The sequence below is a fragment of the Pseudonocardia sp. UM4_GMWB1 genome (assembly GCF_017312155.1).
GTDB lineage: Bacteria > Actinomycetota > Actinomycetes > Mycobacteriales > Pseudonocardiaceae > Pseudonocardia > Pseudonocardia alni.
Genome location: NZ_QJPN01000001.1, coordinates 5,462,092 through 5,489,089 on the forward strand (window position 1 = coordinate 5,462,092; position 26,998 = coordinate 5,489,089).

Sequence of the window (26,998 nt, forward strand, 5' to 3'; positions counted from 1 at the left end):
CGGTGCGGCCGGACACGGATAGTGGCCGGACCACAAGGCTGGCTGAGATCGAGTCACAAGCTGTCGGGTGAGATCCTCTCGGGACGTCGCCCCAACAACAGGCGAATGGCGATCAGCAACTCTTGTATGTCTGCGAGCTTGCGCATGTCTCGTCCGGTACGCGCAGCGATTCGATCGAGTCTGTAGTAAGCAGTGTTGACGTGTACGTGCAGCCGCTCGGCAGCGACCTTGGCGTTGAGGTCGCTAGCGGCGTACTCCAGGAGTGTGGCCACCATATAGCCACCGGCGGACTGATCCTCCTCGACGAATCGTCGCAGTTCAGGGTGGATCAGCCGACGCGCGGTCCCGTCGTCTCGCAGCATCAGGTAGTCCAGGCTTGACAGCATCGGCAAGGCGAGAACCCCGGTCCGCCCGTTGAGGCCATCGCGGGCAACGCATGCCTCGGCGTACGCCTCCGGCGCCTCGGCGAGACCGGAGTACACCGTGCTGACACCTATGGACAGCCGGATGCCCTGCCGCTCAAGCTGCTCCACTGTGCGCTCGTGAACGTCGACCAACGGTCGCACCCCACGGGTCGGTACCGGTGCAATTCCGACGATCTCGTCATGCCGGACGACGGTCAGTCCTTGGAAGCCGGGGCCGGCGGCGAGCTGGACCGCAGCCACCACGTCGCCCAGCGTGCGTTCCCCCGGTAGCTGCTGCACGGGCGCAGCCGACAGGGCTATCAGTCGGGTCGACGGGCCGAGACCGGATGCCCGCAGAATTGACTGGCGTACGCCTGACGAACAGTCTCGCCGTGCGAGCAAGTCTTCGAGCAGGTCGCGGCGGACCCGGTCGTACTCGGCCAGCTGGTACTGCTGCGCAGCGAGATAGGCTTCCGCAGCCACCGAGCTGCCCACCTCGATCACCTGCATGACGTGCGCAACGAGCGACAACGCCGTGTCGCCGGACCCCGGGCGCTGCTTCGAGACCGCCAACAGACCCTGCCAAAGGTTCAGTTGCCCGATCCGGAACGCTTGGAGGAAATCCGACAGCGACACGCCCTGCCCGACACGCCTCCGTGCCTGCTCTGCGCTCGGCGCGAAGTCCGGACGGGACGCCGGACGCCCCTCTGAGATCGTAGCCAGTACCGTACGAAACACCGACCCTACGTGGGCCGTGACATTGTCGCGCAGCTCGCCGTCGTCGCTTCCTGCGTATGCGGGGACCTGCCGCCAGATGTCGTCCACAGCACGGCGAACGACATCGTCGAGCGACGGCTCTAGGGCGACAGCTAGCGACTCGGCACCGATCTCGAGCGCCAAGTCATAGTTTCCGTCCGGCCTGTCGACCATTCGATCACCTGCAAGGAGCGAGAACTGAAGGAAGCGACTGAGGCTACCGCCGCCGCGCAGGTCGGGCACAAGTCGCCGCAACCGCCGGTGGACTAGCTGCGCGCACCGCAGCACGTAGTAGCGCTCTTGCTCGGCGCGCGGCGCTGGGGACCGGCCGAAGGCCGCATGCCCCAGCGCCGCGCGCCGAGCCTGACCACAGCCCGGGACAGCGGCGCGGAGCGCCGCCTTGATAACGAGAGGAAGGTCTAAACACAGCGGGCGACAGGGCGGTGTCGGGTTCCGCTTGATGGGTAACACGCTGGCTCCAGATGAGGGGTAACGCTCCGCTCCTGGTCTCTGCTGTGCACGACGGTCGTCGTGCGGGAGGGGCCAGGACTGATGCTCGTGGAGTTGAGCGTCGTGGAGCAGCGCTATCACGCGGTGATGGAGGTGGTCTCGGCCCGCGCCCCGGTGGTCGAGGTCGCCGCCCGCTACGGGGTCTCGCGCAAGACGGTGCACGCCTGGGTGCGCCGCTACCGCGAAGAGGGCCTGGCCGGGCTGGCCGATCGTTCCCATCGTCCGCACCGCCACCCGTGGCAGCTCGACGAGCAGGTCGAGGCCCTGATCTGCGAGATGCGCCGCAACCACCCCCGGTGGGGCCCACGCCGGCTGGGCCACGAACTCGCCCGCACCGGCCTGACCCCACCGTCACGGTCGTCGATCTACCGGACCCTGGTGCGCAACAATCTGATCGTCCCCACATCGCGGCGCCGGGCACGGGGCGACTACCAGCGCTGGGAACGACCTGAGCCGATGCAGCTCTGGCAGCTCGACATCATGGGCTCGGTCTGGATCACCGACCCCACCGCGCACGGTGGGGCCCGGGAGGTCAAGCTCGTCACCGGCATCGACGACCACTCCCGCTTCGTCGTGATCGCCGCCGTGGTCGAACGCGCCACCTCCCGCGCGGTCTGCCGCGCGTTCTGCGACGCCATGACCCGCTACGGCACCCCCGAGCAGGTTCTGACCGACAACGGACGCCAGTTCACCGGCCGCTTCGCCCGACCCCGCCGGGTCGAGGTGCTCTTCGACCGGATCTGCCGCCGCAACGGCATCGACCACCTACTGACCAAGGTCCGGTCCCCGACCACCACCGGCAAGATCGAACGCTGGCACCACAGCATCCAGGCCGAACTCCTCGACGACCACGGCCCGTTCGACTCCCTCGACGCCGCCCAGGCCGCGATCGAGCACTGGGTCGCCGACTACAACCACCACCGCCCCCACCAGGCCCGGGCCATGACCAGCCCGGCCACCCACTTCCCCACGGCCCAGCAGCGCCCGGACCCCGCACCCCGGATCTGGAGCCCGCCCGAACTCACCGGCCTGCCCGAACCCGACGACCACGACCCGCTCCCGGACGACCCGGACGATCTGTCCGAGACCGCCGCCCCAGTCCCACCCGCCGAACAGCCGGCCCCCGTCCCGGCCCCGGTCCGGTCACCGCCGCCGGCCCTTCCCGTCTCCACGGCCGCGGTCGAGATCGAACGCGTCGTCCCCGCCTCGGGCAACCTCGGAGTCTGCGGTCAACAGTTCTGGCTGGGCACCGCCCTGACCGGGCGGATCGCCACCCTCTGGATCGACACCACCACCGTCCATCTCAGCTTCGACGGCGTCCACCACAAGACCGTGCCCTCGCGAATGACCACCACCCACCTGGCCCGCCTGCGCACCGAGGGCGCCCGCCCTGCCGGACCGGCCCCGGTCCTGCCCGCCGCCGACCGCACCCATCCCGGCCCGCTGCAGATCCACCGCACCGCGAACTACACCGGCGGTGTCTCGGTCGCCGGGACCCACCTCAACGTCGGCGCCCAACACGCCGGCCGCCGCGTCACCATCCACCTCGAACACGGGCTGGCCCACGTCATCGTCGACGGCGTCCGCACCCGCACCACCACCCTGGAACTCACCCCGGCCCAGCGGCGCAAACTCCGCGGCGCTCATGCCGCCGGCCCACTACCGGCCGCCGACGACCGCCCCGCCCGCACCCAACGCCGGGTCTCCTCCCAGGGCGCCACCCAGGTCATCAACCAGCGCGTCCTGGTCGGCCAGCGCTACGCCGGACAGCTCGTCACCATCGAGATCGGCGAGACCACCCTGACCGTCTACGACGAACACGCCCAGCACGTGATCACCCAGATCCCCCGCACCAGCACCCGGCCCCTGACCCGCTTCAAGGCCTACGGTGTCCGAGACCGAACAACTGGCTAGGAGCAGTTACCGATCATCTGAAGCCAACCCGTCCCGCATCATCTGAACCCAGACACGGGCGACAGGGCGGCTGGGCGGATGCCAGGGTTGTCGGGCGCTGGATCGACACGGACGGAGCCCAGACACCGGACCAGGGGAGACGGCGTGAGTTGTCGCCAGCCACGGATCCTCACGCCTACTGCCGTGCACGGGTGATCGCCGTTGACATCCGCGGATACCTCGCAATCCGCCGGGCAGGCGATGGACATCGCGCTACCGCGGGGCTTGCAGGACACCGTCCAGGACGAGGTTCACGAGATGCTGGGCGATGTCGTCGTCGAGTGGGCGGCGCCGGGCGAGGATGCGGAAATGCATGGTCCCGATCAGTGCTTCGTACACAAGTGGCGCAACTGCGGGATCCGGTATCTCGCCGCGCTGGGCGGCGCGGTCGAAGATGACCTGGGCACGCTCGAAGCGATCGGCCCAGAAGGTGTCGCGCAGAACTCGTGAGGTCTCGTCCTCCGAGGTGGCCCCGAGGTAGGCGAGTGCGTAGCCGGCCGGCGTGCGGAGGAACTCCGCGACCGTCCCGATCACGGCTACGAGGTCGCCGCGCAGAGATCCGGTGTCGGGCGCGACGAGCTGTTCCCCGGACAGCGTCATCAGCACGTCGGCCAGCAGTGCCTCCTTGGTGCCCCACTTGCGGTAGACGGTCGTCTCGTTGACGCCGGCACGGGTGGCGATCTGGCCGACGGTGAGGTCGCCGGGAGCTACCTCCAGTAGCAGCGTCGACGCGGCATCGAGGACGGCGGCGCGCGTACGGGCGGTCCGGCCACCCGGTCGCTGCTTCGGGCTCGTGTTCACTACCTCACTATAAACGCAAGTACCACTTGCGTTAAGACGTGGGGGTGTCCATAGTCGGCGACATGACCTACGCGGAGCAGCCGGCCTGGCGGCAGATCCAGGAGTTCCTGCCCGAGTCCTTCCGCCTGACCGAGGCGACCGTCCCGGCCGAGGAGTGGTGGGACCACCACCTCGGCCACCGGATCCATCTCGACACCTACCGCAACGCGGACGCCCCGGTGAAAGTGATCCTCTTCCACGGCGTCGGCACCAACGGCCGTCAGATGTCCACGATCCTCGGCCGCCCCCTCGCCGCGCGCGGCTACGAGACGATCGCCGTGGATATGCCGACCTACGGGGTGACCGAGGTCGCACCCGGCGCCCTCGTGACCTACGACGACTGGGTGCAGATCGGGTCGGACCTCGTTGACGCCGAGCTGGCCAAGGACGACCGCCCGATCGTCCTCTACGGTCTCTCGGCCGGCGGCATGGAGACCTACCACGTCGCCGCGGTGAACAAGAAGGTCGCCGGCATCGTCGGCATGACCTTCCTCGACCAGCGTTCCCTGCGGGTCCGCGTCGAGACCTCCTTCGATCCGATCAGTGGCCTCGTCGGCGCCGGGGTGATGAGGCTCCTGTCCGCCACCCCGCTACGGACGCTGCGTCTGCCCATGCGGCTGGTGAGCAAGATGCGAGCGCTGGTCAACGACCGCGCAGCCGCCCGGGTCTTCTACGCCGACCCGACTTCGGCCGGGAACAAGGCCACCACGACGTTCCTGTCGAGCTACCTCAATTACCAGCCCGCCGTCGAACCGCGTGACTTCGATGTCTGCCCGGTGCTGCTCACCCAGCCCGCCGCCGACCGGTGGACGCCGCTGCACCTGTCCGAACCGTTCCTCGCTCAGATCACCGGGGTTCCGGTCACCACGGTCATGCTCGACAACGGCGGCCACTACCCCATCGAGCAACCCGCACTCGACCAGATGGTCGAGGCGATCGACGCCTTCGTCGCGAAGAGCGCCCGGCCGTGAGCGGCACGATCGTCGTCCTCGGCGCCACCGGATACACCGGCCGGCTCGCCGTCGAGGCACTGCTACGGCGAGGGGTCCGGCCCGTCCTCGCCGGCCGCCGCGCCGACGAGCTCGCCCGGCTCGCCGACGACCTCGGCGGGCTGCAGTGGGCCACCGCCGATGTGACCGACCCGGAGAGCGTGCGAACCCTCGTCGGTCCGGGTGACACCCTGTTGACCACGGTCGGCCCGTTCGAGCGCTTCGGGTACCTCGTCGCCGAGGCCGCAGCGTCCGTCGGCGCCCACTACGTCGACTCCACCGGCGAGGTCGGCTTCGTACGCGAGATCCACCGACGGTACGACGACGTGGCTCGCCGACACGGTGCGACGATGCTGCCCGCGTTCGGATACGACTACGTACCCGGCACCCTGGCCGGCGCCCTCGCCCTCGCCGAGGCACCAACCGCGCAGCGCCTGGAGATCGGCTACTTCGCCACCGGCTCACTGCGCAACGGGCTCAGCCACGGCACCCGCACGACGATGGCTGACGGCCTCACCCTCCCCACGACGGTCTGGCGCGACAAACATCTCACCGACGTCCGCACAGCGAGTGCCGTGAGCACGTTCCGGGTCCGAGGTCGCCGGCGTACGGGCTTCCTCGTGTCCGGGACCGAGGTCCTCGTCCTGCCCGCCGCCCATCCCTCTCTCACATCCGTCGAGGTCTACAACGGCTGGTTTCCCGCTCTGAGCCGGGCCATCACCGTCACCTCCGCGCTCGCCAACCAGCTCACCCGCCGACCTGCCGGTGCCCGACTCGTCGACCGGATCAGCACACTCGCAACCGGGCCCGCCGGCGGCCCGGACGAGGCCGAACGCGCCCGCACCCTCACCCACGCGGTCGCACGAGCCACCGACAGCGCCGACAACACACTCAGCGAGATCCACCTCGAAGGGCCCAGCATCTACTCCCTCACCGGCGAGCTGCTCGCCCTCGCAGCACAGCTCCTCGACACAGGGGCCGCGCACCTGCCGGGCGTCGTCGGACCGATCGAGGCCTTCGACCTGAGCGTGATCGAGAACGAATGCGCCCAGATCGGGCTGCGCCGAACGACCACCTGAACACTCAGAAGCGTCCGACCTTCTAGTCACGGCAAGTTTCTGGGGCGACAACCAGGTCATGCACCTCACCGCGGGCGGGCCGGCTCAAGACCAGGTCGATGTCGGGCGGTCAGCGGGTGTCGGGATGCCAGGTAGCGACGGTCTTGTCGTCATGGCGCTTGGCCCTGGGGAGGTCCCGGCCATCCGGGTCTCGCTCAGCTTCCCAACGGTGTAGGCCGCGAAGGAGGCCGAGTATCTCGTCATCGCTCTTGGCAGCGATGACGGACCAGGCCATGTGTAGGTGGTCGATGGTGCGCTGGGCGCCGTCGGTGGCGAGCACGGCCCAGTGGAGTTCGTCGGCGTCGATGTGGTGGACGGTGGCGTGATGGCCCGCCTCATGGGTGGCTTCGGCGATCCAGTAGCCGTCGTCGGAGTTCCGAGCGCGACGCTCGATGACCTGGAGATCGGCCAGGAGCTGCCGGTGGGTCTCGTCATAGCCACTCCCCCGCCGCAGCCGCTCGCGATAGCTCTGACGCTGAACGGGCGCGACGGACTCCAGCCTCTCGTCACAGAGCCGGACCTCGTGGCCACCGCGGCAGCCCAGGATGATCGTGCTGTCGCCTAGCACAGCAGCGTCGACACCGTGGTCAGTCCACCGCAGCAGAGCGACCGTTGAGGACGGGCCGTCGCCCGGGGTCAGGTCGAGCTCGGAAGACACGCAGTCGATGGCATCGGCGATGACCGTCCGCAGGTCCGACGTGGAGCTGAGGCCCGTACGGAGGGCGTCGAGCAGGGCCCCGACGTACTGCTCTGCTGGCGGGACGCCGGGGGCGATGGCCGTCGCGCCGTCGAGCACGATCAGCCCGTTCGGGGTGGCTGCCCAGCGGTCCTGTCCGGGGCCCGTTGCCCCGGGTAGCGATGCGCCGTGGGTGCTCATCGGGGCCATCGTCGCGGAGGGGCGAGCACTTTCAGCGTGGTGGGGGTCAGCTCGTCAAACTCACCGCTGAGGACCATGCTGAACGACTCCTCCCCCAGCTCCGCCCACAGGTCCACGACGTGCTCGGTGAGGTAGTGCGCGGCCCCCACAGACCCCAAGGCGTGCAGCCCGGCGATGTGGACGACGACCGCACCGGTGGGCATCACGTGGCGCGCGAGGTAGGCGATGTCGGCCCGGCGCGGCTCGGGATCGTCCATCGGGGACACCAGGCGCTCGCCGGTCTCGTCGTCGACGATCCCCCAGCGTGCGCCGTCGCCGATCGTCATCCTGAAGAAGGGATCGCGCTCCATCAGCGCGTTGCCCACGTGTGCGGACGCCGGACCGCAGACCACGACAGCGTCGCCAGTGGGTTCCCACTCCTGTAGCGGGTCGATGATGCGGCGCTCGACGGTGAACATCAGGCGCTCGGCCTCGTCGGTGAGGTGCACGCCGGTGGCGTCGTCCTCGCTGGCAATCACGAGATCGTCGCGGTTGAGCAGTCGGCGCCCGGGCAGCGCCAGTTCCAGGGGGCCGACGCCGAAGAACGCCCGGTGCGCTGGTGGGGCGCTGCTGCGGATCTGAGTGATGCGGCCCTTGGTCAGACCGAATGCCCGGGCAACCTCGGTATAGCTGCCGCCGAGCTGGTCGCGGGCCTCCTCGACCGCGGCGCGGCGGATGCGCGCGAGTTCGACCGAACGCTGCTGGTAGGTCGCCAGCAGGTCGGTTGCACGCCGCCCCCGCCGGACCGGGTCCGGCTCCAGGCGAAGCGCATGGAACTCATCGTCAACAGCAGCCACACCCCGAGTTTAGGCCCCTTGACAAGTTGGGCGAGCGTGCGCATCCTGGTTTAGCCCCCTGAACACGCACTCACTCGATAGCTAAGTTTAGGGGTATCAACGTACGAGAGGTGGAGTCATGAGGGATCTTCCGGTGGTGCTCGACGGCTTCAAGCTCACGGTGGTGGAGCCGCCCGCACCCAAGACACGCCAGGACGCCAACGGCGCCGATGTACCGGTGACCGATCGGGATGGGGTGGCGCAGTTTGTGGTGTCGTTGTTCGCGAAGTTGCAGGTTCAGGCGGGGCAGCGGGCGCCGAAGGGTGAGGAGATCAAGGTGACGCTGACTGCTGATCCTGGGGAGGGGTTCGGGGAGGACACGCGGGTGCAGCTGATCGACGCGAAGATCAACCCGTACTCGATCGAGTCCCCGGACGGGCGGACGGTGTCGGGGATCGCGTTCAAGGCGATGGGGATCAAGCACTCCGCCCCGGCGCCGATGCCGATGCGGCGGGGCAAGGACGGCGGGGAGGGTGAGTCGTGAGCCGCCCGGACTTTTTGCCGTCGTCCACGGTCTCGGTCGGGATCCACGTCTACGCCACCACTGAGTTCGTGACCCGTACCTATCCGGACGAGGACCGGGTCACGATCGACGCGACCGGCTCCGGCGGGTCGGTGACGGTGTTCCTCGACCGTCGCGACATCGCCCGCCTGCGCACCGTGCTGGAGCAGGCCGAGCACGACCTGACAAGCAGACAGCACGACAACGGGGCCCGTTCGATCAGCGGGCCGGCCGCCTGATGTAGCGGCCCACTTCTTTCGGCCGGACCTGATTTTCGGCACTTCCATGCAATTCCGAGACGGGGACACCTGTGTCCCGGATCAGGGGTGATCGCCAGTGGTGTGTGACGACTGCGCCGGTAGCCGCGCCTGCGATGTGTGTGACGGCTACGGCGACTCAATCTCAGGGGTCGAGTGCACGGCCTGTGGCGGTTCCGGGGCCTGCCCGGGCTGCCTCGGAGACGGCGAGACCAGCGGCCCCGCGTCGCTGGCGGAGACGGAGGCACGGCAATGAACGCGACCACGAACAATCGACCCCGGACAACAACGGGTGTCGGGCGGCTGGTGCGGCGGCTGGAGATCGAGCGGCGTCGTTGGTCCCGCAACGACTACCCGGTGGTGCCCACCGAGCAGGCGTGGCGGGCCGGAGTCGCCGAAGGCCTGCGCCTGGCCCAGCTCGCCATCCGCAAGGGCGTGTGAGCGGTGGCGCTCAACCTGGGCCCGCGGGACCGGCTGACGACGCTGCCGAAGGTCAACCGGCGCGCGCTGCGCAAGTACGGCGAGTTCTGGCGGGCCCTGCAGCTGGTCGGCGACGCCCTGGCCGAGGCGGAGAAGGTCGCCGCCAAGTCCACCGACGGCACCAGGTCCAAGCGCGGCGGGAAGGGCGTCTCGGCGAAGGCCGGCGGCGAAGGGCAGCACTGGTCGGTCGCCTCGCCGGATGAGATCTCGGCGTCGGCGAAGAAGGCGCATGGCTCGCTGAAGGTGATGGCCAGTTCGGCGAAGAGGTGGGAGGCCGAGCTGGTCTCCCGGGAGTGGAGGAAGTGACATGTCCAAGGCCGTCGACCGGACCGTGGAAGAGCTGGACGCGGCGATGCGTGAACTCAGGCGCTCGCTGCACGGGATCCCGTATCGGACCGGTGGGTTCAAGAACACCCACGACAACCTCGCCCGCGACGTCGCGCACCTGACCGTCCATCTGGACTCGGCACGCGGCGCATTGCGCGAGCAGAAATGACCACCCGTGGTGGTGGGGTCGCCCGCCGAACTGATTCTTGGCGGAAACACACGGCGGGCGCCCCTGCTACCCGACATCTCGTCTCGTGAGGACTGGTAGCAATGAGCAAGCGTAGTAGCTCGGCAACTCGTATCAACGGTCCGGCCCGCAGCCACGCGGGGCGTGCCACCCGGCCTCCGGGACGGGAGTTCCAGGCTCTCGCGTGGACTGCGCGCCACCCGGGGTTCGTGGCCGTCCCCCTCGTGGTGCTCGGCCTGGCCCTGATCCTCGGCCCGCTGGTCACGACGGCCGCCCTCGGTGGCCTGGTCGTCGGCGCGCTGGTGTGGGGCCGGGCCCACCCGGGGAGTTTCGACCGGTTCGCCGCACCTGCCCTGCGGGCTACGTGGCGGCGCTGGACGGTCTACCGCGGCCACCGCTGGGCACAGCTCATGTCGGACACCGGGCTGACCCGCGAGCACCGCCACACCGGCGCCCACCTCGTCCCCCGCGTACTGCGGGTCCGGTCGTCGTCGGCGTCGATCGACACCGTCTACGTCCACATGGTCCGCGGGCAGGACGTCGCCTACTGGCAGGAACGCGCGTCGGTGCTCTGGGAGGCGTTGATCGCGCACCGGGTCGCGATCACCCGCCACCGCCCCGGCGTGGTCGCCGTGGTGATCGAGTGGGAGCTGCCGTTCACCCGCACCATCCCCGCCCCCGACATCCCCGAACAGACCGACGACGTCGACCTCGGCGCGGTCGAAATCGGCGACAACGAACACGGCGAACCCTTCACCGCCCCCATCACCGGCGGACACCGCCTCGTCGCCGGCGCCTCCGGAGCCGGCAAGGGCTCGATCCTCTGGTCCACGCTGCGCGGGATCGGACCCTGCATCCGCGACGGCATCGTCCGGGTCTGGATGCTCGACCTCAAGGGCGGCGTGGAGACCGAGCAGGGCGCCCCGCTGTTCCACCGCTACGCCACCACCATGGCCCAGGCGCTGGAGCTGCTGACCGAGTTCCGCGACAGCATGCGCGACCGGCAGGACGACATGCGCGAGCAGAACATCCGCGCCGCCACCCCCTCAACCGGAACCCCGGTGGAGCTGCTGGTCATCGACGAGATGGCCATGCTCACCGCCTACGGCGACCGCACCTCAGTCCGCGACGCACTCCGGCTGCTCGCCGAAGTGATGACCCAGGGCCGGGCGTCGCTGTTCGCCGTGCACGGCTACCTGCAGGAGCCCTCCAAAGACGTCCTCGACGTCCGCGAACTGTTCACCCAGCGGATCTGCCTCGGCGTCACCGCCGCGTCCCACGTCGACATGGTCCTCGGCGACGGCGCCCGGGAGCGGGGAGCACTCGCGGATGAGATTCCCGGCGACGCCCGGCACGCCGGGATCGGGTTCGTGATCGACCGCGGGTCCCGGCTGCCGGTCCGGTTCCGGGCCGCCTACGTGTCCGACGACGACATCACCGAGCTCGTCACCCGCTGCGCACCGCCGGTGGCTGAGGTCATCGACCTTCCCCACGACAACACCGACGAGGCCGATGACGGTGACGAGCGGGGGGCGGCGTGATGGGCACGACGACTATCTGGGCGCTGCGCACCTGGGCCAAGCTCACCGTGCTGTTCCTGCTGGTCATCGGCGGCACCTGGCTCTATCTGGGCACCGGTTCGGGCTGGTTCTGGGTCGTGGTCGGCGGCGCGGTCGTGGCCGAGTACTACGTGATTCGCCAGCTCGCCCGTGAGTGGTCCTGGGAGGCCCGCGCCACCTGGTGGTGGTCGGCATGACCGCCCAGATCGGCACGGCACAGGCCGGCACGGTGCAGGGGGCGTTGTTCGGGGACCCGGCGCTGATCGAGTCCCCCGCCGACGACCGCACGGCGGCGACGCAGGATCCGCGGGAGGTCGCCCGGATCGTCGCGCTGGCCCAGGACCCGGGGCTCCTGCTGATCGAGCGGACCGGGCTGGTCCTGCGCTCCGATCCCGCTCGGCCCGGCTGCGCCGACGCCGTCGCCCGCCACGACGGCGACACCGTGGCCCAGCTGCTCGACACCGGCCACTTCAAGCTCGGCGGCGTCCACCACGTCCACCACAACGGTTCCGAGGGCCCGGCCCGCTCGATCCTGGTCCCCCGCGCCACCCGGGACATGGCCACCCGCTGGCAACACCTCCGCCCCATCCCCCAGAGACGGGCCGCGCCGAAGCAGGCGCCGCAGCGCACGACCGGGGTAATCGGCGTCGACGTCGTCGAGCCCGGCAAGGCCCTCGTCACCCTCGGGGGCATCGGCCACGGCGGGACCGTGCTGCGCGACGGCACCCGCTACCGCGTCGAGAACGACCACGGCACCCACATCGGCCACGCCAGCTCCTACCGGGCCGCCGCCCGCCTGCTCGCCCGCTACCACGGCTACACGCCGGGCCCGGTCGAGATCGAGCACGAACACCGCACCTACCGCCGCTGACCCGGTCCGGTGTCTCCGGCCCGGTCCCGCCGCCGTCCGAGTCCAGCTCCCGGCGGGACCGGAGCCACCCACAACCACGCTCCCGGGAGGGATGCCGCCATGACGGCTGCCACCACCCAGCACGAACACGACCTCTCGCACCTGCTGCGCTCACCGGACTTCCAGGACTGGCGCCGTGAGGTCACCGCCCTCGGCGGCTGCGCCGCCCCCATCCATCTGACCGGCTCCTCCCGGATCCAGGACCGCGCCACCGGCGCTGTGCTGGCCGAGCGCGACGGCGAGATCCTCGCCCCCTGCGGCAACCGCAGGGCGAGCGTGTGCCCGGCCTGCTCGGACCGCTACGCCTCCGACGCCTACCACCTCATCCGCTCCGGAATTGCCGGAGGCAAAGGCGTCCCCGACACCGCCGCGCAGCATCCGCGGGTCTTCATTACCCTCACAGCGCCGTCGTTCGGGCCCGTCCACACCCGCCGGGTCACCACCCGCGGCCTGGTCGCCCCGTGCGGCTGCGGCGACAAGCACCACCCCGACGACCCGCGCATCGGCTGTGCGCTCGACCCCGACACCCACGACTACATCGGCGCGGTCCTGTGGCAGGCCCACGCAGGGAAGCTGTGGAACCGCTTCGCCATCCGCCTGCGCCGCATCATCGCGCACATGCTCGGGGTCAAGGTCCGCGAGTTCCGCGACCACGCCCGCCTGTCCTACGCCAAGGTCGCCGAGTACCAACGCCGCGGCCTCGTGCACTTCCACGCCGTCGTCCGTCTCGACGGCCCGGACGGACCGACCACCCCGGCACCGGCCGGGATCACCGCCGAGGCCCTGCACGCCGCGATCCAGGACGCGGCCCGCTCGGTGTCGCTGCTCGTCGACCGCCCGGACGGGACACCACTGCCGCTGGGCTGGGGCCGGCAGGTCGACATCCGCCCGATCACCTCCACCACGGCCGCCGCGCTCGAGGAGGACGACGGCGAGATCACAGACTCGGCACTGGCTGCCTACGTCGCCAAGTACGCCACCAAGGGCACCGGCAAGAGCGAAGCCACCGACCGCCCGATCCGCGACATCGCCCACCTGCGCCACCTCGACCTCACCCCGCACCACCGCCGCCTGATCGAGACCGCGTGGGAGCTCGGCGGCCATGAGCAGTACGAGGAGCTGAACCTGCGCCGCTGGGCCCACATGCTCGGGTTCCGCGGGCACTTCCTCACCAAGTCCCGCAACTACTCGACCACCTTCGGAGCCATCCGCGGCGAACGTCGCACCTACCGCCTCGGCGAAACCCTCGCCGCCCTCGACACCCCCGCCGAACCCGGCTCGGTGCTGGTGGTCAACGACTGGCACGTCGTCCAGTTCGGACACCGCAACGAAGCCGAACGAGAGATCGCCCTCGGCATCGCAGAACGGCGACGCGAGCAACGCCGCACCCGTACCGAGAGGAACGCCCGATGAGCAGTGCTGAGCGGTTGTGGACGATCCAGGACGTCGCGCACTACCTCGGGGTGCCGGTGCAGACCCTCTACCAGTGGCGCAGTCGCGGCTACGGCCCGAGGGGCGTCCGGATCGGCCGGCACGTCCGGTACCGCTCGGACGACGTCCGGCGCTGGGTCGCCGACCAGGTCAAGGCGAGCGCCTGATGGCCAGCGTACGGAAACTGCCCGATGGTCGGTGGCAGGCGCAGTACCGGCCGTTCCCGGGCGGGAAGCAGATCACCCGGACCACCCGGAAGAAGTCGGACGCGCAGCGGTGGTTGGACGAGCAGACCACGTCGCTGGTCAGCGGCAACTACGTCGATCCCCACGCCGGGCGGGTCACCTTCGGGGCCTACTTCGAACGCTGGTCCGCCCGTCAGATCTGGGTGCCGGGGACGGCGCGGGCGATGACCCTGGCTGCTCGCTCGGTGCCGTTCTGGGATGTCCCGCTACAGCGGTTACTGCGGTCGCACATCGAGCTGTGGATCAAGGAGATGCAGACGGCCAATCGCGGCCCTGACCGCGCCGCCGGGCTCGCGCCGGGAACCATCCGGACGCGGGTGAACAACGTCCGGGCCGTTCTACGCGGGGCGGTCAAGGATCGGGTCCTGGCGACCGATCCGAGCGAGGGCGTCAAGCTCCCCCGTGCCCGTCGCACCGACGTGGCGATGGAGCTACCGACCTCGGACGACGTCCGGGTGCTGCTGGAGATGGCCGACCGACGGTTCGTGTGCTTCATCGCGCTGTGTGCCTTCGCCGGGCTGCGGCTCGGGGAGGCTGCCGCGGTCCAGGTCGGTGACTTCGATCTGGCGGCCCGGAGGCTCGTGGTCCGGCGGCAGGTGCAGCGGGCGAACAACCAGGCCGTCGAGATCCGGGCACCCAAGTACGGGAGCGAGCGGACGGTCCACCTCGCCGACGGCCTGGTGGACATCGTGCGGGTGCACCTGGCCGGGCTCTCGGGCCGTGGGTCGGAGCGGTGGCTGTTCCGGGGCGAGAACGGCAACCCGCCGCACCAGAACACAGTCGGCTACTGGTGGCGCAAGACCCGGCGCGACGCCGGGCACCCGACGATCCGCCTGCACGATCTGCGGCACTTCTTCGCCTCGGGGCTGATCGCGGCCGGCTGCGACGTGGTGACCGTGCAGCGGGCGCTCGGGCACTCCAGTGCGACCGTCACCCTGAGCACCTACGCGCACCTGTGGCCGACCGCGGAGGACCGCACACGAGCCGCTGCGGACTCGATGCTGACGGCCGTCCTCGGCGCTACTGACGAACCGGTGACGAATACGCCGGAGCCCTAACGTGCTGACCAGCGGAAACGGGACCCGATTAGACGTTGAAGCGGAACGTCTACGGGCGTTCCGTGTCGTTCCCCTACCCGCGCCCGACCACGTGGCTCTCGTTCGCGTGCGATGCCGACCGCGACCGCCTGGACGACCCGCACCCTCTCACCGGGGACGAGACTCGGGAGCTGGAGTGGCGGGCCGAGCAGGAACGGCGGGGGCGCGCCGGGCTGCCCTACGACCGTCCCGCCCCAAAGCGCGGTGGTCATCGGCGGTAGAGCCGCTCCGCCGGGCTCGGGCGAACTCGTCAGAAGTGATGACCTGGGCGCAAACGCCGCAACGTCGTCCACCAGTTGCACGACAACGAGGCGTGACTACCCACCGGAACCAGCCTCCGCCCTTCCCGCCGCCCCAGCCGTGGGGTCCGCCGCCCTACTGGCAGCCCACCCCGCCCCCGCCACCACCGAAGCGGACCTTGTCGGTGTGGGCGCTGGTACTCGCCTCTCTGGCCGTCGTGCTCGGCCTGCTGCTCGGCTTCAACCCCGTCACCGTCACCCTGTGGCTTGTCGCGCTCGTCGTCGGCGTCATCGCGATGCGGCGCGTGCACACCGGGCGGAGTGCCGGGCAGGTCTTCGCCGTGCTGTCGGTCGTGTTCGTCGGCGTCGCCTTCCTGGGGATGATCATCGGATCGGCCGCCACCAGTACCGGCACGTCGGCCGTCGCCGCGCCGGCCGTGACGCCCCAACCCGCTCGCTCCATCACCGACCGCGAGTGGCAGCAGATCGCCCGTGATCCGGAGGCCCACCGCGGCGAGAGGATCGTGGTGCACGGGGAGGTGTTCCAGGCCGACTCCATGACCGGTACCGAGGCGATCATGGCCGACATCTCCGGGCAGCCGAGCGAGTACCCGGACAGCACCGCGATGGTCACCGGCTCGGTGTCCGAACTCGTCGAGGGGGACAAGTTCACCGCCGAGGTTCAGGTGGCGGGGTCATTCGACTACACGAACCTGATGGGCGGCACTGTCAGCGCTCCCGAGTTGACGCTGATCAGGCTCCGCTAGCCCGACTACCACCCGGTCCCGCCCGGCCGGGCCACTCGGGTAGTCACGCACACGATCCCGGCCGGGCACATCGCGGCCCCGTTCGGACTCCGGTCCGAACGGGGCCGTTGCCGTCCCAGCACACCCGCAAGAGAACCCGGGCGCGCTGTCAGTCGGGCGAACCGTGCGGCGGTCTCGTCAGAACTAATGAGGTAGCGCCGAACGGTGCAACAACCACCACTGACCGGCCGACGTGCCGAGCATGACCGCCCCGCAGCACCACACGCACCGACCCGGCTCGTTCGCTCGCACCACACTGGCAGTCGCCATCGTGGCCGTGATCGGCGCCGGAGCGCTGGCCGGATGCGGAACGAGCGAGACTGATCGACTGGACTACGTCGCCGAGGTCACCGCCGAGTGGACGACAGCCGCCGAGCGAGCCATGGCGGGAACGGGCGTTGACCCGACGTCACTCGGCCCGGACGCACTCGGGTGGACGCCGGATCGTCTCGTGGCGGCCGGGGATCAGGTCTGTGTTGGCACGACATCGGCCGATCTGCTGGCACCCGTCGGAGTGGATCTCGGCCAGACCAGTGCCGACATCATCGTGACCGCGGCGCACCGCCACCTCTGTTGATCACGCTCCCGAGGTCGGCCGCCGATCGCTGATGGACGCCACCGCGGCCAGGCGCGCGCCGTCTACCGGCTCGGGTCGGGCCAGCTCCATGCGCAGGCGTCGGCGCTCCCCCGCGGTGGCCAGCAGCTCCCGGCACCCGGTGAGGAACGCCGCCATGGCGTTGCCGCCGATGGGCTGACGCTCGTACACCAGGTGCCGGGACAGGTCCTCGGCGAGGATCACGGCCAGGGGTCGGTTCGTGGTCGCCTCGCGCGCATCCGCAACCGCACTGTGATGCGCCTCGTGAACCACTCATCACGCAACCATTGATGCTGAGCGCTGACCAACACACGGCGTGAGCTGCTGATACCAACCGCATGATATGGTCAAGTCCGCTGGCGTGGTGTGTGACGACTGCCGCGTGATCTTCTGTTCTGTCAGGCGCTGAGCGCCGGGATCGTGTGGGTGGGGGTCACCTCCTCGGTGCCGGTCGGGGTGTCGGGGACGGGTGTGACGCGGGCGCGGGCCAGGACGTCGAGGCCGAGGTAGCGGCGTCCTTCGGCCCATTCGTCGTGCTGTTCGGCCAGAACGGCGCCGACCAGGCGGATCAGGGAGTCGCGGTCGGGGAAGATCCCGACGACGTCGGTGCGGCGACGGATCTCGCGGTTGAGTCGCTCGCTGGGGTTGTTCGACCAGATCTGGCGCCAGACCTCCTTCGGGAAGCTGGTGAAGGCCAGGACGTCGGCACGCGCGGTGTCGAGGTGCTCGGAGACCTTCGGCAGCTTCTCGCAGAGTGCGTCGAGGACCCGGTCGAACTGTGCGTGGACGCTCGCGGCGTCGGGCTGGTCGTAGACCGAGTGCAGCAGCGCCCGCACCCACGGCCAGGAGGACTTCGGGGTCGCGGCCATCAGGTCGCCGCGTAGTGGGTCCTGCAGCGCTGCCAGGCCGCGCCGGGCAACGTCGCCCCGATCGCGGCGACAAGGCCCTGGTGGGCGTCGCTGGTGACGAGCTTGACCCCGGACATACCGCGGGCGGTCAGGTCGCGGAAGAACCCCAGCCAGCCGGCGCCGTCCTCGGCGGAGGTGACCTGCAGGCCGAGGATCTCCCGGTGCCCGTCACCGTTGACCCCGGTGGCGAGCAGGGCGTGGAGGTTGACCACCCGCCCGTCCTCGCGCACCTTCACGACCAGGGCGTCAGCGGCGACGAAGGTGTAGGGGCCCTGGTCGAGCGGGCGGGTCCGGAACTGCTCGACCTGGTCGTCGAGGTCGGCGGCCATGATCGAGACCTGGGACTTCGACAGCCGGGTGATGCCCAGGGACTCGACGAGCTTCTCCATGCGCCGGGTCGAGACCCCGAGCAGGTAGCAGGTCGCGACCACCGTCGTGAGCGCTCGCTCGGCGCGGCGGCGGCGTTCCAGTAACCAGTCGGGGAAGTAGGAGCCGTTGCGCAGCTTCGGGATTGCCACGTCGATGGTGCCGGCGCGGGTGTCGAAGTCGCGGTGGCGGTAGCCGTTGCGGGTGTTCGTCCGCTGCTCGGAGCGCTGGCCCCAGGCGGCTCCGCACACCGAGTCGGCATCGGCGGACATGAGGGTGTTGATGAACGTGGTCAACATCTGGCGCAGCAGGTCGGGACTCGCCTGGGACAGCTGCTCGTGCAGGAACTCGGTGGGGTCGATACTGGAGGGCGCGGTCATCGCGTGATCCATCTCCTGTTGGCTGTGAGAGGCGTTCAGAAGATCACGCGGTGGCCGCCCTACACGATGCCTCGCCCGTCACCGAGCCGGTCGCACACCACCTTGGTGGACGCCACTCATGATATGGACCCCCCAAAGCGCACATCCGCACGCTGGACGGCACCCGGACAGCAGCACGGAATTACTCAATTAGTTCAGCGCGTGGAACTAATCAAGCAATTCGATCGCTGGTCAACACACATTGTGCGTCCATCATCGAACGCTCGATAGGCTGTCAACCAACACGACATTGACCACACGACAGCCGGCCAGGATCGCCCCGCTCGTGGAGCGAGGGCCAGGTGGTGCCCAGCGGTAGCCCAGGGGCGCGTGGTGGTGCTGGCCAGGTGCCCGAAACAGTTCGAGATAGTTCCCGGCTCCGGGAGGCGCTGAGAACCGCCGTGCCGTGTTCTGCGGCCCCGCACAGCGCCTCGCACGTGCCGACGCGCTGACGTCTCAGGCGCTCGGAACCACCTTCCCGTGCCGGGGTTCGGACACACCGCCAGGGTCGACGGTCACCAGCTCTGGAGCTTCTCCGCGTTCGGCAACTTGGGGCCGTCAGCGGGGGCAGTGATCGCGTAGCCCAGGTCGGTCAGCACGCGGACAGCCTCGTCGGGCGCGTCGCGCACAAGCGTGGCGATCTGGCGTCGGCGCCACCGCTCCCGACCCTCGCGGATAACGTCGTCCGCACCGGAGCAGCGATCCACCTTGAACTCGTTCAGCACAAACGCCAGGAAGTCCTCCAATCCTGGACGCATCCGCGCGCCGCCGACAGGGAAGTGGAGCTTGGAGAATTCCCCAGAGTGCGACGGATTACCGAGCGCAAGCAGACGGGACGCGCTACCACGCTCAGCGTGGACGTTCCAGTGCGACGCCGGGACCTTGTAGGCATCGCGGATGTAGTCCAGCCGGGCGATGGGCGTGCGGTCGCCGAGTTCGCGTAGCTCGAAATCCGAGCGAACGATGGCGAGGTACTGGCCAGGTGTGTCGAGCGTGCACTGAAAGGTGATCCGCAGCTTCGCCACGGGCGCCCCGTCCTTGACCAGGGTGATCAGCCCGTTGGGCGCTGCAACCTGGACCTGGAAGTGGCCGGTACCGGCGACGCTCCCCACGATCACCTGTCGGCGGTCCGGAGCCTCGCCGCCTGCGTACGGCAGAACTCCGTCGAGCAGGCCCTGGAGTTCGTTACCGAACCCCAGGACCGCGGTGGACAGGTCTGTCACGCACCGTGCCCCAGCAGGAAGTCGATGCCCTCCAGCTCCAGCAGCAGGTCTCGTTCCTCGGGCGTGACGGTGCCCTGCTCGGCCCGGTAGCGAACCGTGCGCTCGTCAGGATCCATCCGTCGTACAAGCTCGGCCCGACGGTGTTCTAGATCGGTCCGCTCGTGCCAGACCAACTTGGCGTTCATGTGTCCTCCCCGGGGTTCACGAACGCAGGAAGTGCAGCACCTACCCCTGACATTCTCGGCTGTCGCTCGCACCTGACACTAGCTAGGTCCCCCGAACGACGCCTAAATCGGCCGGGAGGGCCAGCGCGGGGTCGGAGTCCGCTCGGGCACGGCCGAGTGCGCGGCGCACCGGTCGGTGCCCAGCACGAGGAATCCGGCGCAGTGCGCGCCGTCCGGGTGCGTGAACGAGCACCGACCGCCCCGGCCCCGGTGCACGGACGCCGGGGAGACACGGCGCGGCACGGTCCGAGCGGCTCGGTGGGCCGCGTCGCAGGGCGAGCACCGTCCGTCGATCCGGTACGTGCCGTCGCGACCGCAGTCGGCGGACATGGTCATGGACGCCGAGGGCTCCGGCTCGGGCGAGGCAGCCGGTACGGGGGCGATCAACTTCCGGAACGTGTCCGCGCCGAGGCGGGCCGGAACGTCGCGGGCGTCCTCCCCCGGCTCGCCCAGCACGGGGTCGAAGTAAAGATACGCCCGCCCAAGTATGGGTCCGAGCGCACGGTGTACCTGCCCGACGACCTGGTGACCCTGTTGTCCCAGCACGTCGCCGAGCCGGCCGACGGCGGCACCGACCGGGGGCTGTTCCCCGGTGCGGACGGTATCCGGCCTCTGCACCAGAACTCGGCCGGGTACCACTGGCGCCGTGCCCGCGACGCTGCCGGAGTGCCGAGCCTGCGGTTCCACGACCTCCGGCGTTTCTACGCCTCCGGGCTGATCGCCGAGGGGCCGACGTCGTGGCCGTCCAGCGCGCGCTCGGACACGGCTCGGCCACGGTCACGCTCAACACCTACGCGCACCTGTGGCCGACGGCCGAGGACCGCACCCGCAACGCGGCGGCCAAGCTCATGGCCTCCGGCCTGAACCCTCCCGCGGGCATCTCGCGGGCAAACGAGAGGAAGATGGCCCCATGACCAGGGCAAACGCCCCCGGCTACACGTTGAAGCGGAACTCGACCACGTCGCCGTCGTGCATGACGTAGTCCTTCCCCTCCATCCGCACCTTGCCCGCGGACTTCGCGGCGTTCATCGACCCTGCGGCGACCAGGTCGTCGAACGACACGATCTCGGCCTTGATGAAACCCCGCTCGAAGTCGGTGTGGATGACCCCGGCCGCCTGCGGCGCGGTGGCGCCCTGGGGGATGGTCCAGGCGCGCGACTCCTTGGGCCCGGCGGTCAGGTAGGTCTGCAGCCCGAGGGTGGAGAACCCGGCCCGTGCGAGCTGGGCCAGGCCCGGCTCGTCCTGCCCGATGGACTCCAGCAGCTCGGCGGCCGAGGAGTCGTCGAGCTCCAGCAGCTCGGCCTCGACCTTGGCGTCGAGGAACACCGCCTGGGCGGGGGCGACGAGCTCGGTGAGCTCCGTGCGCCGGGCGTCGTCGGTGAGGACGGCCTCGTCGGCGTTGAAGACGTAGAGGAACGGCTTCGTGGTGAGCAGGGTCAGCTCGCGCAGCAGCTCGGTGTCGGCCTTCGCCTGGAACAGCGTCCGGCCCTCGTTGAGGATCGCGACGGCGGCGTTCGCGGCGTCCAGGACCGGCTTGCGGTCCTTCTGGGTGCGGGCCTCCTTCTCCAGCCGCGGGATCGCCTTCTCCAGCGTCTGCAGGTCGGCCAGGACCAGCTCGGTCGCGATCGTCTCGATGTCGCTCGCGGCGTCGATGCGGCCGTCGACGTGCACCACGTCCGGGTCGTCGAAGACACGCACGACCTGGCAGATCGCGTCGGACTCACGGATGTTCGCGAGGAACTTGTTGCCCAGGCCCGCGCCCTCGGACGCGCCCTTGACGATGCCGGCGATGTCGACGAAGGACACCGACGCCGGGATGATCTTCTCCGACGAGAAGATCTCGGCCAGCGTCCCCAGGCGCGCGTCGGGGAGCGGGACGACGCCGACGTTGGGCTCGATCGTCGCGAACGGGTAGTTCGCGGCCAGCACGTCGTTGCGGGTCAGCGCGTTGAACAGGGTCGACTTGCCGACGTTGGGCAGGCCGACGATGCCGAGGGTGAGGGACACGGACGACCAGGGTAGTCGGGTCCGCTCAGCCCGGTTCGAGCCGGTAGCCCGCGCCGCGCACGGTCGCGATCCAGCCGGCGCCGAGCTTGCGGCGCAGGTAGCGGACGTAGACGTCCACGACGTTGGACGACGCCCCCGACTCGGCGGGCCCCCACACCAGCCGGAGCAGCTGGTCGCGGGACAGCACCTGGCCCGGGTGACGCAGGAACGTCTCGGCCAGCGCGCACTCGCGCGCCGACAGCTCGACGGTGCGGCCGTGCACGCTCACGTGCCGGGTACGGGGGTCGAGCTCGAGCCCGTGGAAGGTCAGCACGTCCGGGTCCGGGACGGGACGGGCGCGCTCCAGCCGCAGCCGGATCCGGGCCACCAGCTCCTCGAACCGGAACGGCTTGGCCATGTAGTCGTCGGCGCCGCCGGTCAGCCCGGCGACGGTGTCGTGCACGCTGTCGCGCGCGGTCAGGATGATCACCGGGACGGCGCTGCCCGCCGCCCGCAGCCGGCGCAGGACCTCGAAGCCGTCCATCCCCGGCAACCCGATGTCGAGCACCAGCAGGTCGAACCCACCGGTCACGGCGTGGTCGTGCACACCGGCCCCGTCGGCGACGACCGTGACCTCGAACCCGGCCCCGACCAGGCCCTTCTTCACGAACGACGCGATGCGCGGCTCGTCCTCGGCCACCAGGATCCGGCTGCTCACGTCTCGCTCCTCGGCAGGTCCAGCGTGAAGGTCGCCCCGTGCCCGGGTGTGCTCTCGAGCAGCACGCGGCCGCCGTGTGTCGTCGCGATGGCCTCGACGATGGACAGCCCGAGACCGGCGCCGTCGGAGCGGGGCGCGTCGTCGCCGCGCGCGAAGCGCCGGAACACCCGGTGCCGGTCCTCCGGTGCGACGCCCGGTCCGGAGTCGGCCACCCAGATCCGCACCCGCCCGTCGACCGCCTCCGAGCCGAGCGCGATCCGGTCGCCGTCACCGGTGAACCGGGTCGCGTTGTCGGCCAGCGCGACGACGGCCTGGGTGATCCGCTGCGGGTCCAGCCGGCACCGCACCGCGGCCACCGACTCCAGCCGCCAGTCCCGGTCGGCGAGGCCGGTCAGCTTCTCGAACAGCTCCCGGGTCAGCACGCCGACGTCGACGGTCTCGGTCCGCAGCAGCGACGGCTGCTCGGCCCGGGTCAGCGCGAGCATCTCCGACACCAGCCGGTTCATGCGCTCCAGCTCGTCGTCGACCAGGGCGACGGTCTCGGCGACGTCGTCGGGGTCGCGCGGGTCGAGCACCCCGAGGTGCCCCCGGACGATGGTGATCGGGGTGCGCAGCTCGTGCCCGGCGTCGTCGACGAACCGCCGCTGGGACACCATCCCGCTCTGCACCCGGTCGAGCATCGCGTTCAGCGTGGTGGCCAGCTCGGCGATCTCGTCGCGGGCCCGGGCCCGCTGCGGCACCCTGCGCGACAGGTCCCGCCCGGTGATGGTGCGGGCCGTCGCGGCGACGTCGCGCAGCGGCCGCAGGATGCGCCCGGCCACCAGCCACGCCCCGACCGCCGACAGCAGCGCCGTCCCGAACCCGACCAGCCCCATCAGCCGCGCGGCCTCGTGGGCGAAGCCGTGCTCGCGCTCGGTGAAGTAGCCGATCACGATGACGCCGCGCTGTGGGTCGCCGGCGAGCCCGACCGGCAGTGCCGACCAGCGCACCTCGCCCGCCGAGCTGAGGTAGGAGCCGCGGGTGGGACGGCGGACGTCCGCGACCAGCGCGGCGAACGCCGGGTCCTCGCGCAGCAGCACCCGCGGGCTGGTCCGCCGGGACTCCCAGCGGAAGCGCCCGTCGAGGTAGCCGAGGAACTTCTCGTTCGGCCGCGCGACGTTGGCGGCGATCACCGACCGCAGGATCTCGTCGACCGAGGAGTACGGCTGGCCGGTCGTCGGGTTGACGCCGGTCTCGGTGACGCGGGCGAACTCGGCGATCTCGGAGTTCAGCGCGTCGTCGATCCGGCGGTCGGTCTCGTCGATCAGCAGCATCCAGGTCAGCAGCGTGACGACGCCCAGCGACGCCAGCACGAGCAGCAGGACCCACCCGACGATGCGGGTGCGGGCCGCGGTCGCCCGCCCGGCGCGACGGGGCCCGGGGCCGGTCTCGACGGCCTCGGTCGCGATGATCGCCTCCAGTTCGTCCGTGCCGACGACCATGATCCCGTACCCACCCCGGGACCAGGACACGACACCCACCAGGAACGATCACCCTCAGTCTCCGTCACTGCTCCGATGGGCGTAAGGCATACTCCGTCGCACGACGCACAGGTGACGTACAGCCATCGTCGAACGGCTCCCATCACCCGGACGGCCGCGCACCACATCCGTCCGGGCCGAGCTTCGACGACCGAGACCGAGGGGGACGTCGTGCGCCTGCCCGGAATGCACGCCCTGCTGACCGCGGGGATCGCGGTCCTGACCACCGCCGGGACCGTGTCCGCGGTGTCGCTGACCGCGGCCGGCCGGGAGGAGCCCGCACTGCCCCCGGCACCACCGGTCGCGCCCGCCCCGCCGGCACCCGCTCCCCCGCCGCTCGCCCCGGCCCCGGCACCGGCCCCGTCGCGCGGGAGCGCACCCGTCGTGCGCGACGACACCGGCGGCGTCACCCGGGAGCGGGAGACGGCCGCCCCCGAGCCGGTCGAACCCGCCCCAGTCGCGACCCCGGCCCCGGCCGACCCGCCGCGCACCACCCCGGAGCGGATCCGCGAGCGCCCGTCGGGGGTCCCCGACCGGGACGCCTCGCGCGAGGAGGAGGTCCGCTTCGCCTGCGAGCAGGGGTGGGTGTCGGGCGCGCTCTGCCCGTAGACCGGACCCCGGACACCGGTGACCGATTCCCGCCAGTGACGGCGGTCGCGGAGTGGCATCGTCGGTGCCGTGCTGCTCGACCACGACGCCTGTTACCGCGCCGTCGCCGCCAAGGACGCGCGGTTCGACGGCCAGTTCGTCACGGCCGTGCGCACCACCGGCATCTACTGCCGCCCGTCCTGCCCGGTACCGCCTCCGCGCTCGCGCAACGTCGAGTTCCTGCGCACCGCGGCCGCCGCGCAGACCGCGGGCTACCGGGCCTGCCGGCGGTGCCTGCCCGACGCCGTCCCCGGCTCGCCGGAGTGGAACCTGCGCGCGGACGCCGCCGGGCGGGCCATGCGACTGATCGCCGACGGCGTCGTCGAGCGCGACGGGGTCCCCGGGCTCGCGTCGCGGCTGGGCTACTCGCCCCGCCAGCTCGGCCGGATCCTCACCTCCGAGGTGGGCGCCGGGCCCCTAGCCCTGGCCCGCGCGCAGCGCGCGCACACCGCCCGCATCCTGGTCGAGACCACCCCGCTCGGGCTGGCCGACGTCGCGTTCGCCGCCGGGTTCGGCAGCGTCCGCCAGTTCAACGACACCGTCCGCACCGTCTACGGCGTCCCGCCCTCGCAGCTGCGCGCCGAGGCCGCCCGCCGGTCGCGGACCCGTGAGCCCGGTCCGCCGGGAGCGCTGGTCCTGCGCCTGCCCTACCGATCCCCGTTCGACCCGCACGGCCTGCTCGACCACCTCGCGGCCCGCGCCGTCGACGGCGTCGAGGCCGTCACCGGCGGCACATACCGGCGCACGCTGCGGCTGCCGCACGGACCGGCCGTCGTCGCGCTGGACCTGACCGCGCGGGCCGGGGCCGTGGTCGCGACGCTGCGGGCGTCCGACCCGCGGGACATCGGGCCCGCGGTGTCCCGGCTGCGCCGGCTGCTCGACCTCGACGCCGACCCGCTCGCCGTCGACGCCGTGCTGGGTGCCGACGCCGCACTCGCCCCGCTGGTCGCCGCGACGCCCGGGATCCGGCTGGCGGGCACCGTCGACCCGGCCGAGACGGCGGTGCGCACGGTGCTGGGCCAGCAGGTGTCGGTCGCCGCCGCCCGCACCGCCGCGGCTCGTCTCGCGGCCGTGCACGGGACGCCGCTGCCCGCCGAGCTGCGCGACGACGACGGGCCGCACCTGCTGTTCCCCGGGCCGGGGGCCCTCGCCGACGCCGACATCGCGGGGCCGGCGCGGCGGGCGTCGTCGCTGCGGGGGCTGTGTGCCGCGCTCGCCGACGGCACCCTCGCCCTCGACCCCGGACGCGCCCCGGACGGGCTGCGCGCCGAGCTGTGCGCGCTGCCCGGGATCGGTCCGTGGAGCGCCGGCTACCTGGCCATGCGCGTCCTGGGCGATCCCGACGAGCTGCTCGCCTCCGACCTCGCGGTGCGCCGCGGGGCCGAGGCGCTCGGACTGCCCGGCGACGAGGCGGCGCTCACCGCGCGCGCCCACGCCTGGGCCCCCTGGCGGTCCTACGCCGCCACCCATCTCTGGCGGGCCGCGACGTCCGCCGCCACCACCACTCCTCGGAGGAGCGCATGAGCACAGCGACGTGGTCCACACGGGACACCCCGGCCGGGCCGTTCACCGCCGTCGTCGACGACGACGGACACGTCCTCGCCTCCGGCTGGACCGCCTCGGTCGACGAGCTGCTCGCCCTGGTGCACCGCTCGCTGTCCCCGGCGACCGTGGTCGAGGGCGACCTCGGTGCGGTCGGCGAGGCGGTCGACCGCTACCACGGCGGCGACCTGTCGGTGATCGACGACGTGCCCGTCCGCCAGCGGTCCGGCCCCTACCGGGAGCTGGCGTGGGACGTGCTGCGGACCGTCCCCGCGGGGGCACCGGTCACCTACACCGGCTACGCCGAGAAGACCGGCCGCCCCGCGGCGGTGCGGGCCGCGGCGGGTGCCTGCGCGTTCAATGCGGCGGCGCTGTTCGTCCCGTGCCACCGGGTGCTGCGCACCGACGGGAGCCTGGGCGGGTTCCGCTACGGCCTGGCCGTGAAGCGGTGGCTGCTGGAGCACGAGGCGGTCTGACACCGCCGCGG

General features: G+C 70.9%; 29 protein-coding genes and 2 pseudogenes. 20 read left to right on the top strand and 11 right to left on the bottom strand.

Features of this window, described 5'->3' with window-relative positions:
- Window positions 1-53: 53 nt before the first annotated feature.
- Entirely contained in the window at window positions 54-1,403 is a 1,350-nt protein-coding gene (locus DMP15_RS25595; protein WP_337826552.1) for a PucR family transcriptional regulator, read from the bottom strand.
- Between the two features lie 321 nt (window positions 1,404-1,724).
- Between DMP15_RS25595 and DMP15_RS30390 the strand changes: the two are divergent.
- Window positions 1,725-2,669: pseudogene (locus DMP15_RS30390) on the top strand (IS481 family transposase); the annotation flags it as partial.
- 1,167 nt (window positions 2,670-3,836) lie between these two features.
- Here the strand turns inward: DMP15_RS30390 and DMP15_RS25605 are convergent.
- Window positions 3,837-4,424 carry a TetR/AcrR family transcriptional regulator gene (locus tag DMP15_RS25605; protein ID WP_337826553.1) on the bottom strand — a complete coding sequence of 196 codons (588 nt, stop codon included), beginning with the start codon at window positions 4,422-4,424 and terminating at the stop codon, window positions 3,837-3,839.
- Between the two features lie 62 nt (window positions 4,425-4,486).
- On the opposite strand from DMP15_RS25605, the gene DMP15_RS25610 reads away from it, so the two are divergent.
- Window positions 4,487-5,434 (top strand): alpha/beta hydrolase, encoded by a 948-nt coding sequence (locus tag DMP15_RS25610; RefSeq protein WP_337826554.1) that lies wholly within the window; start codon window positions 4,487-4,489, stop codon window positions 5,432-5,434.
- Window positions 5,431-6,531 (top strand): saccharopine dehydrogenase family protein, encoded by a 1,101-nt coding sequence (locus DMP15_RS25615; RefSeq protein ID WP_337826555.1) that lies wholly within the window; start codon window positions 5,431-5,433, stop codon window positions 6,529-6,531. Before DMP15_RS25610 ends, DMP15_RS25615 begins: the two co-directional genes overlap by 4 nt.
- A gap of 109 nt (window positions 6,532-6,640) precedes the next feature.
- On the opposite strand, the gene DMP15_RS25620 is transcribed toward DMP15_RS25615, so the two are convergent.
- Window positions 6,641-7,447, bottom strand: coding sequence for a hypothetical protein (locus tag DMP15_RS25620; RefSeq protein WP_337826556.1), 807 nt, complete (start codon window positions 7,445-7,447; stop codon window positions 6,641-6,643).
- Window positions 7,444-8,283 (bottom strand): hypothetical protein, encoded by an 840-nt coding sequence (locus tag DMP15_RS25625; RefSeq protein WP_337826557.1) that lies wholly within the window; start codon window positions 8,281-8,283, stop codon window positions 7,444-7,446. The genes DMP15_RS25620 and DMP15_RS25625 overlap by 4 nt, the downstream gene beginning before the upstream one ends.
- Before the next feature lie 118 nt (window positions 8,284-8,401).
- Between DMP15_RS25625 and DMP15_RS25630 the strand changes: the two genes are divergently transcribed.
- The 13 genes from DMP15_RS25630 to DMP15_RS25690 all read left to right on the top strand — a co-directional run bounded on the left by DMP15_RS25630 (window position 8,402) and on the right by DMP15_RS25690 (window position 16,939).
- Complete coding sequence (locus tag DMP15_RS25630; protein ID WP_337826558.1) at window positions 8,402-8,806, top strand: hypothetical protein; 405 nt, start codon at window positions 8,402-8,404, stop codon at window positions 8,804-8,806.
- Window positions 8,803-9,063, top strand: coding sequence for a hypothetical protein (locus DMP15_RS25635; RefSeq protein ID WP_337826559.1), 261 nt, complete (start codon window positions 8,803-8,805; stop codon window positions 9,061-9,063). Before DMP15_RS25630 ends, DMP15_RS25635 begins: the two co-directional genes overlap by 4 nt.
- 270 nt (window positions 9,064-9,333) lie before the next feature.
- Window positions 9,334-9,522 carry a hypothetical protein gene (locus tag DMP15_RS25640; RefSeq protein ID WP_337826560.1) on the top strand — a complete coding sequence of 63 codons (189 nt, stop codon included), beginning with the start codon at window positions 9,334-9,336 and terminating at the stop codon, window positions 9,520-9,522.
- A 3-nt stretch (window positions 9,523-9,525) separates the two neighbouring features.
- Window positions 9,526-9,867 (top strand): hypothetical protein, encoded by a 342-nt coding sequence (locus tag DMP15_RS25645; RefSeq protein WP_337826561.1) that lies wholly within the window; start codon window positions 9,526-9,528, stop codon window positions 9,865-9,867.
- Window position 9,868: 1 nt separating this feature from the next.
- Entirely contained in the window at window positions 9,869-10,057 is a 189-nt protein-coding gene (locus DMP15_RS25650) for a hypothetical protein (RefSeq protein WP_161152823.1), read from the top strand.
- 227 nt (window positions 10,058-10,284) lie between these two features.
- A complete protein-coding gene (locus DMP15_RS25655) occupies window positions 10,285-11,616 on the top strand; it encodes an FtsK/SpoIIIE domain-containing protein (protein WP_337826562.1) in 1,332 nt (443 codons plus the stop codon).
- Window positions 11,616-11,831 (top strand): hypothetical protein, encoded by a 216-nt coding sequence (locus tag DMP15_RS25660; protein WP_337826563.1) that lies wholly within the window; start codon window positions 11,616-11,618, stop codon window positions 11,829-11,831. The genes DMP15_RS25655 and DMP15_RS25660 overlap by 1 nt, the downstream gene beginning before the upstream one ends.
- Window positions 11,828-12,505, top strand: coding sequence for a hypothetical protein (locus tag DMP15_RS25665; protein ID WP_337826564.1), 678 nt, complete (start codon window positions 11,828-11,830; stop codon window positions 12,503-12,505). Before DMP15_RS25660 ends, DMP15_RS25665 begins: the two co-directional genes overlap by 4 nt.
- A gap of 99 nt (window positions 12,506-12,604) precedes the next feature.
- Entirely contained in the window at window positions 12,605-13,957 is a 1,353-nt protein-coding gene (locus DMP15_RS25670; RefSeq protein WP_337826565.1) for a replication initiator, read from the top strand.
- Entirely contained in the window at window positions 13,954-14,142 is a 189-nt protein-coding gene (locus tag DMP15_RS25675; protein ID WP_337826566.1) for a helix-turn-helix transcriptional regulator, read from the top strand. The genes DMP15_RS25670 and DMP15_RS25675 overlap by 4 nt, the downstream gene beginning before the upstream one ends.
- On the top strand, window positions 14,142-15,278 hold the full coding sequence (locus DMP15_RS25680) for a tyrosine-type recombinase/integrase (RefSeq protein ID WP_337826567.1): 1,137 nt from the start codon (window positions 14,142-14,144) through the stop codon (window positions 15,276-15,278). The genes DMP15_RS25675 and DMP15_RS25680 overlap by 1 nt, the downstream gene beginning before the upstream one ends.
- A gap of 496 nt (window positions 15,279-15,774) precedes the next feature.
- A complete protein-coding gene (locus DMP15_RS25685; protein ID WP_337826568.1) occupies window positions 15,775-16,323 on the top strand; it encodes a hypothetical protein in 549 nt (182 codons plus the stop codon).
- 241 nt (window positions 16,324-16,564) lie between these two features.
- Window positions 16,565-16,939 (top strand): hypothetical protein, encoded by a 375-nt coding sequence (locus tag DMP15_RS25690; protein WP_337826569.1) that lies wholly within the window; start codon window positions 16,565-16,567, stop codon window positions 16,937-16,939.
- On the opposite strand, the gene DMP15_RS25695 is transcribed toward DMP15_RS25690, so the two are convergent.
- From DMP15_RS25695 to DMP15_RS25710, 4 genes and pseudogenes are all read right to left on the bottom strand, one after another.
- Window positions 16,940-17,230, bottom strand: a complete 291-nt coding sequence (locus DMP15_RS25695; protein ID WP_443217681.1) for a phage terminase small subunit — start codon at window positions 17,228-17,230, stop codon at window positions 16,940-16,942. It abuts the gene before it with no gap.
- Window positions 17,231-17,355: 125 nt separating this feature from the next.
- A pseudogene (locus DMP15_RS25700) lies at window positions 17,356-18,611 on the bottom strand (IS256 family transposase).
- Window positions 18,612-19,165: 554 nt separating this feature from the next.
- Window positions 19,166-19,873 (bottom strand): hypothetical protein, encoded by a 708-nt coding sequence (locus tag DMP15_RS25705; protein ID WP_179761024.1) that lies wholly within the window; start codon window positions 19,871-19,873, stop codon window positions 19,166-19,168.
- A complete protein-coding gene (locus DMP15_RS25710) occupies window positions 19,870-20,058 on the bottom strand; it encodes a hypothetical protein (protein ID WP_179761025.1) in 189 nt (62 codons plus the stop codon). The genes DMP15_RS25705 and DMP15_RS25710 overlap by 4 nt, the downstream gene beginning before the upstream one ends.
- Window positions 20,059-20,834: 776 nt before the next feature.
- Between DMP15_RS25710 and DMP15_RS25715 the strand changes: the two genes are divergently transcribed.
- Entirely contained in the window at window positions 20,835-21,011 is a 177-nt protein-coding gene (locus tag DMP15_RS25715) for a hypothetical protein (RefSeq protein ID WP_179761026.1), read from the top strand.
- Window positions 21,012-21,030: 19 nt separating this feature from the next.
- On the opposite strand, the gene ychF is transcribed toward DMP15_RS25715, so the two are convergent.
- Genes ychF through DMP15_RS25730 form a run of 3 tightly spaced genes read right to left on the bottom strand, consistent with a single transcriptional unit; the run spans window position 21,031 to window position 24,282 of the window.
- Complete coding sequence (gene ychF, locus DMP15_RS25720) at window positions 21,031-22,104, bottom strand: redox-regulated ATPase YchF (RefSeq protein WP_073577708.1); 1,074 nt, start codon at window positions 22,102-22,104, stop codon at window positions 21,031-21,033.
- 25 nt (window positions 22,105-22,129) lie between these two features.
- Window positions 22,130-22,801, bottom strand: a complete 672-nt coding sequence (locus DMP15_RS25725) for a response regulator transcription factor (protein WP_073577707.1) — start codon at window positions 22,799-22,801, stop codon at window positions 22,130-22,132.
- The gene (locus DMP15_RS25730) at window positions 22,798-24,282 is read right to left on the bottom strand and encodes a sensor histidine kinase (RefSeq protein ID WP_100879669.1); all 1,485 of its coding nucleotides are present in this window, start codon (window positions 24,280-24,282) and stop codon (window positions 22,798-22,800) included. The genes DMP15_RS25725 and DMP15_RS25730 overlap by 4 nt, the downstream gene beginning before the upstream one ends.
- A 210-nt stretch (window positions 24,283-24,492) precedes the next feature.
- Between DMP15_RS25730 and DMP15_RS25735 the strand changes: the two genes are divergently transcribed.
- The 3 genes from DMP15_RS25735 (at window position 24,493) to DMP15_RS25745 (ending at window position 26,987) form a co-directional block, all read left to right on the top strand.
- Complete coding sequence (locus DMP15_RS25735) at window positions 24,493-24,930, top strand: hypothetical protein (RefSeq protein ID WP_167379105.1); 438 nt, start codon at window positions 24,493-24,495, stop codon at window positions 24,928-24,930.
- A gap of 69 nt (window positions 24,931-24,999) precedes the next feature.
- The gene (locus tag DMP15_RS25740; protein WP_337826570.1) at window positions 25,000-26,493 is read left to right on the top strand and encodes a DNA-3-methyladenine glycosylase 2 family protein; all 1,494 of its coding nucleotides are present in this window, start codon (window positions 25,000-25,002) and stop codon (window positions 26,491-26,493) included.
- Window positions 26,490-26,987, top strand: a complete 498-nt coding sequence (locus DMP15_RS25745) for a methylated-DNA--[protein]-cysteine S-methyltransferase (RefSeq protein ID WP_073577704.1) — start codon at window positions 26,490-26,492, stop codon at window positions 26,985-26,987. Before DMP15_RS25740 ends, DMP15_RS25745 begins: the two co-directional genes overlap by 4 nt.
- Window positions 26,988-26,998: the final 11 nt, after the last annotated feature.

What these genes read in the sequence shown, in the direction of transcription:
- DMP15_RS25610 (WP_337826554.1), top strand. Translation starts at nt 4,487, where the DNA reads ATGACCTACGCGGAGCAGCCGGCCTGGCGGCAGATCCAGGAGTTCCTG.
- DMP15_RS25620 (WP_337826556.1), bottom strand. Translation starts at nt 7,447, where the DNA reads ATGAGCACCCACGGCGCATCGCTACCCGGGGCAACGGGCCCCGGACAG.
- DMP15_RS25630 (WP_337826558.1), top strand. Translation starts at nt 8,402, where the DNA reads ATGAGGGATCTTCCGGTGGTGCTCGACGGCTTCAAGCTCACGGTGGTG.
- DMP15_RS25640 (WP_337826560.1), top strand. Translation starts at nt 9,334, where the DNA reads ATGAACGCGACCACGAACAATCGACCCCGGACAACAACGGGTGTCGGG.
- DMP15_RS25650 (WP_161152823.1), top strand. Translation starts at nt 9,869, where the DNA reads ATGTCCAAGGCCGTCGACCGGACCGTGGAAGAGCTGGACGCGGCGATG.
- DMP15_RS25660 (WP_337826563.1), top strand. Translation starts at nt 11,616, where the DNA reads ATGGGCACGACGACTATCTGGGCGCTGCGCACCTGGGCCAAGCTCACC.
- DMP15_RS25665 (WP_337826564.1), top strand. Translation starts at nt 11,828, where the DNA reads ATGACCGCCCAGATCGGCACGGCACAGGCCGGCACGGTGCAGGGGGCG.
- DMP15_RS25670 (WP_337826565.1), top strand. Translation starts at nt 12,605, where the DNA reads ATGACGGCTGCCACCACCCAGCACGAACACGACCTCTCGCACCTGCTG.
- DMP15_RS25675 (WP_337826566.1), top strand. Translation starts at nt 13,954, where the DNA reads ATGAGCAGTGCTGAGCGGTTGTGGACGATCCAGGACGTCGCGCACTAC.
- DMP15_RS25680 (WP_337826567.1), top strand. Translation starts at nt 14,142, where the DNA reads ATGGCCAGCGTACGGAAACTGCCCGATGGTCGGTGGCAGGCGCAGTAC.
- DMP15_RS25690 (WP_337826569.1), top strand. Translation starts at nt 16,565, where the DNA reads ATGACCGCCCCGCAGCACCACACGCACCGACCCGGCTCGTTCGCTCGC.
- DMP15_RS25710 (WP_179761025.1), bottom strand. Translation starts at nt 20,058, where the DNA reads ATGAACGCCAAGTTGGTCTGGCACGAGCGGACCGATCTAGAACACCGT.
- DMP15_RS25730 (WP_100879669.1), bottom strand. Translation starts at nt 24,282, where the DNA reads ATGGTCGTCGGCACGGACGAACTGGAGGCGATCATCGCGACCGAGGCC.
- DMP15_RS25745 (WP_073577704.1), top strand. Translation starts at nt 26,490, where the DNA reads ATGAGCACAGCGACGTGGTCCACACGGGACACCCCGGCCGGGCCGTTC.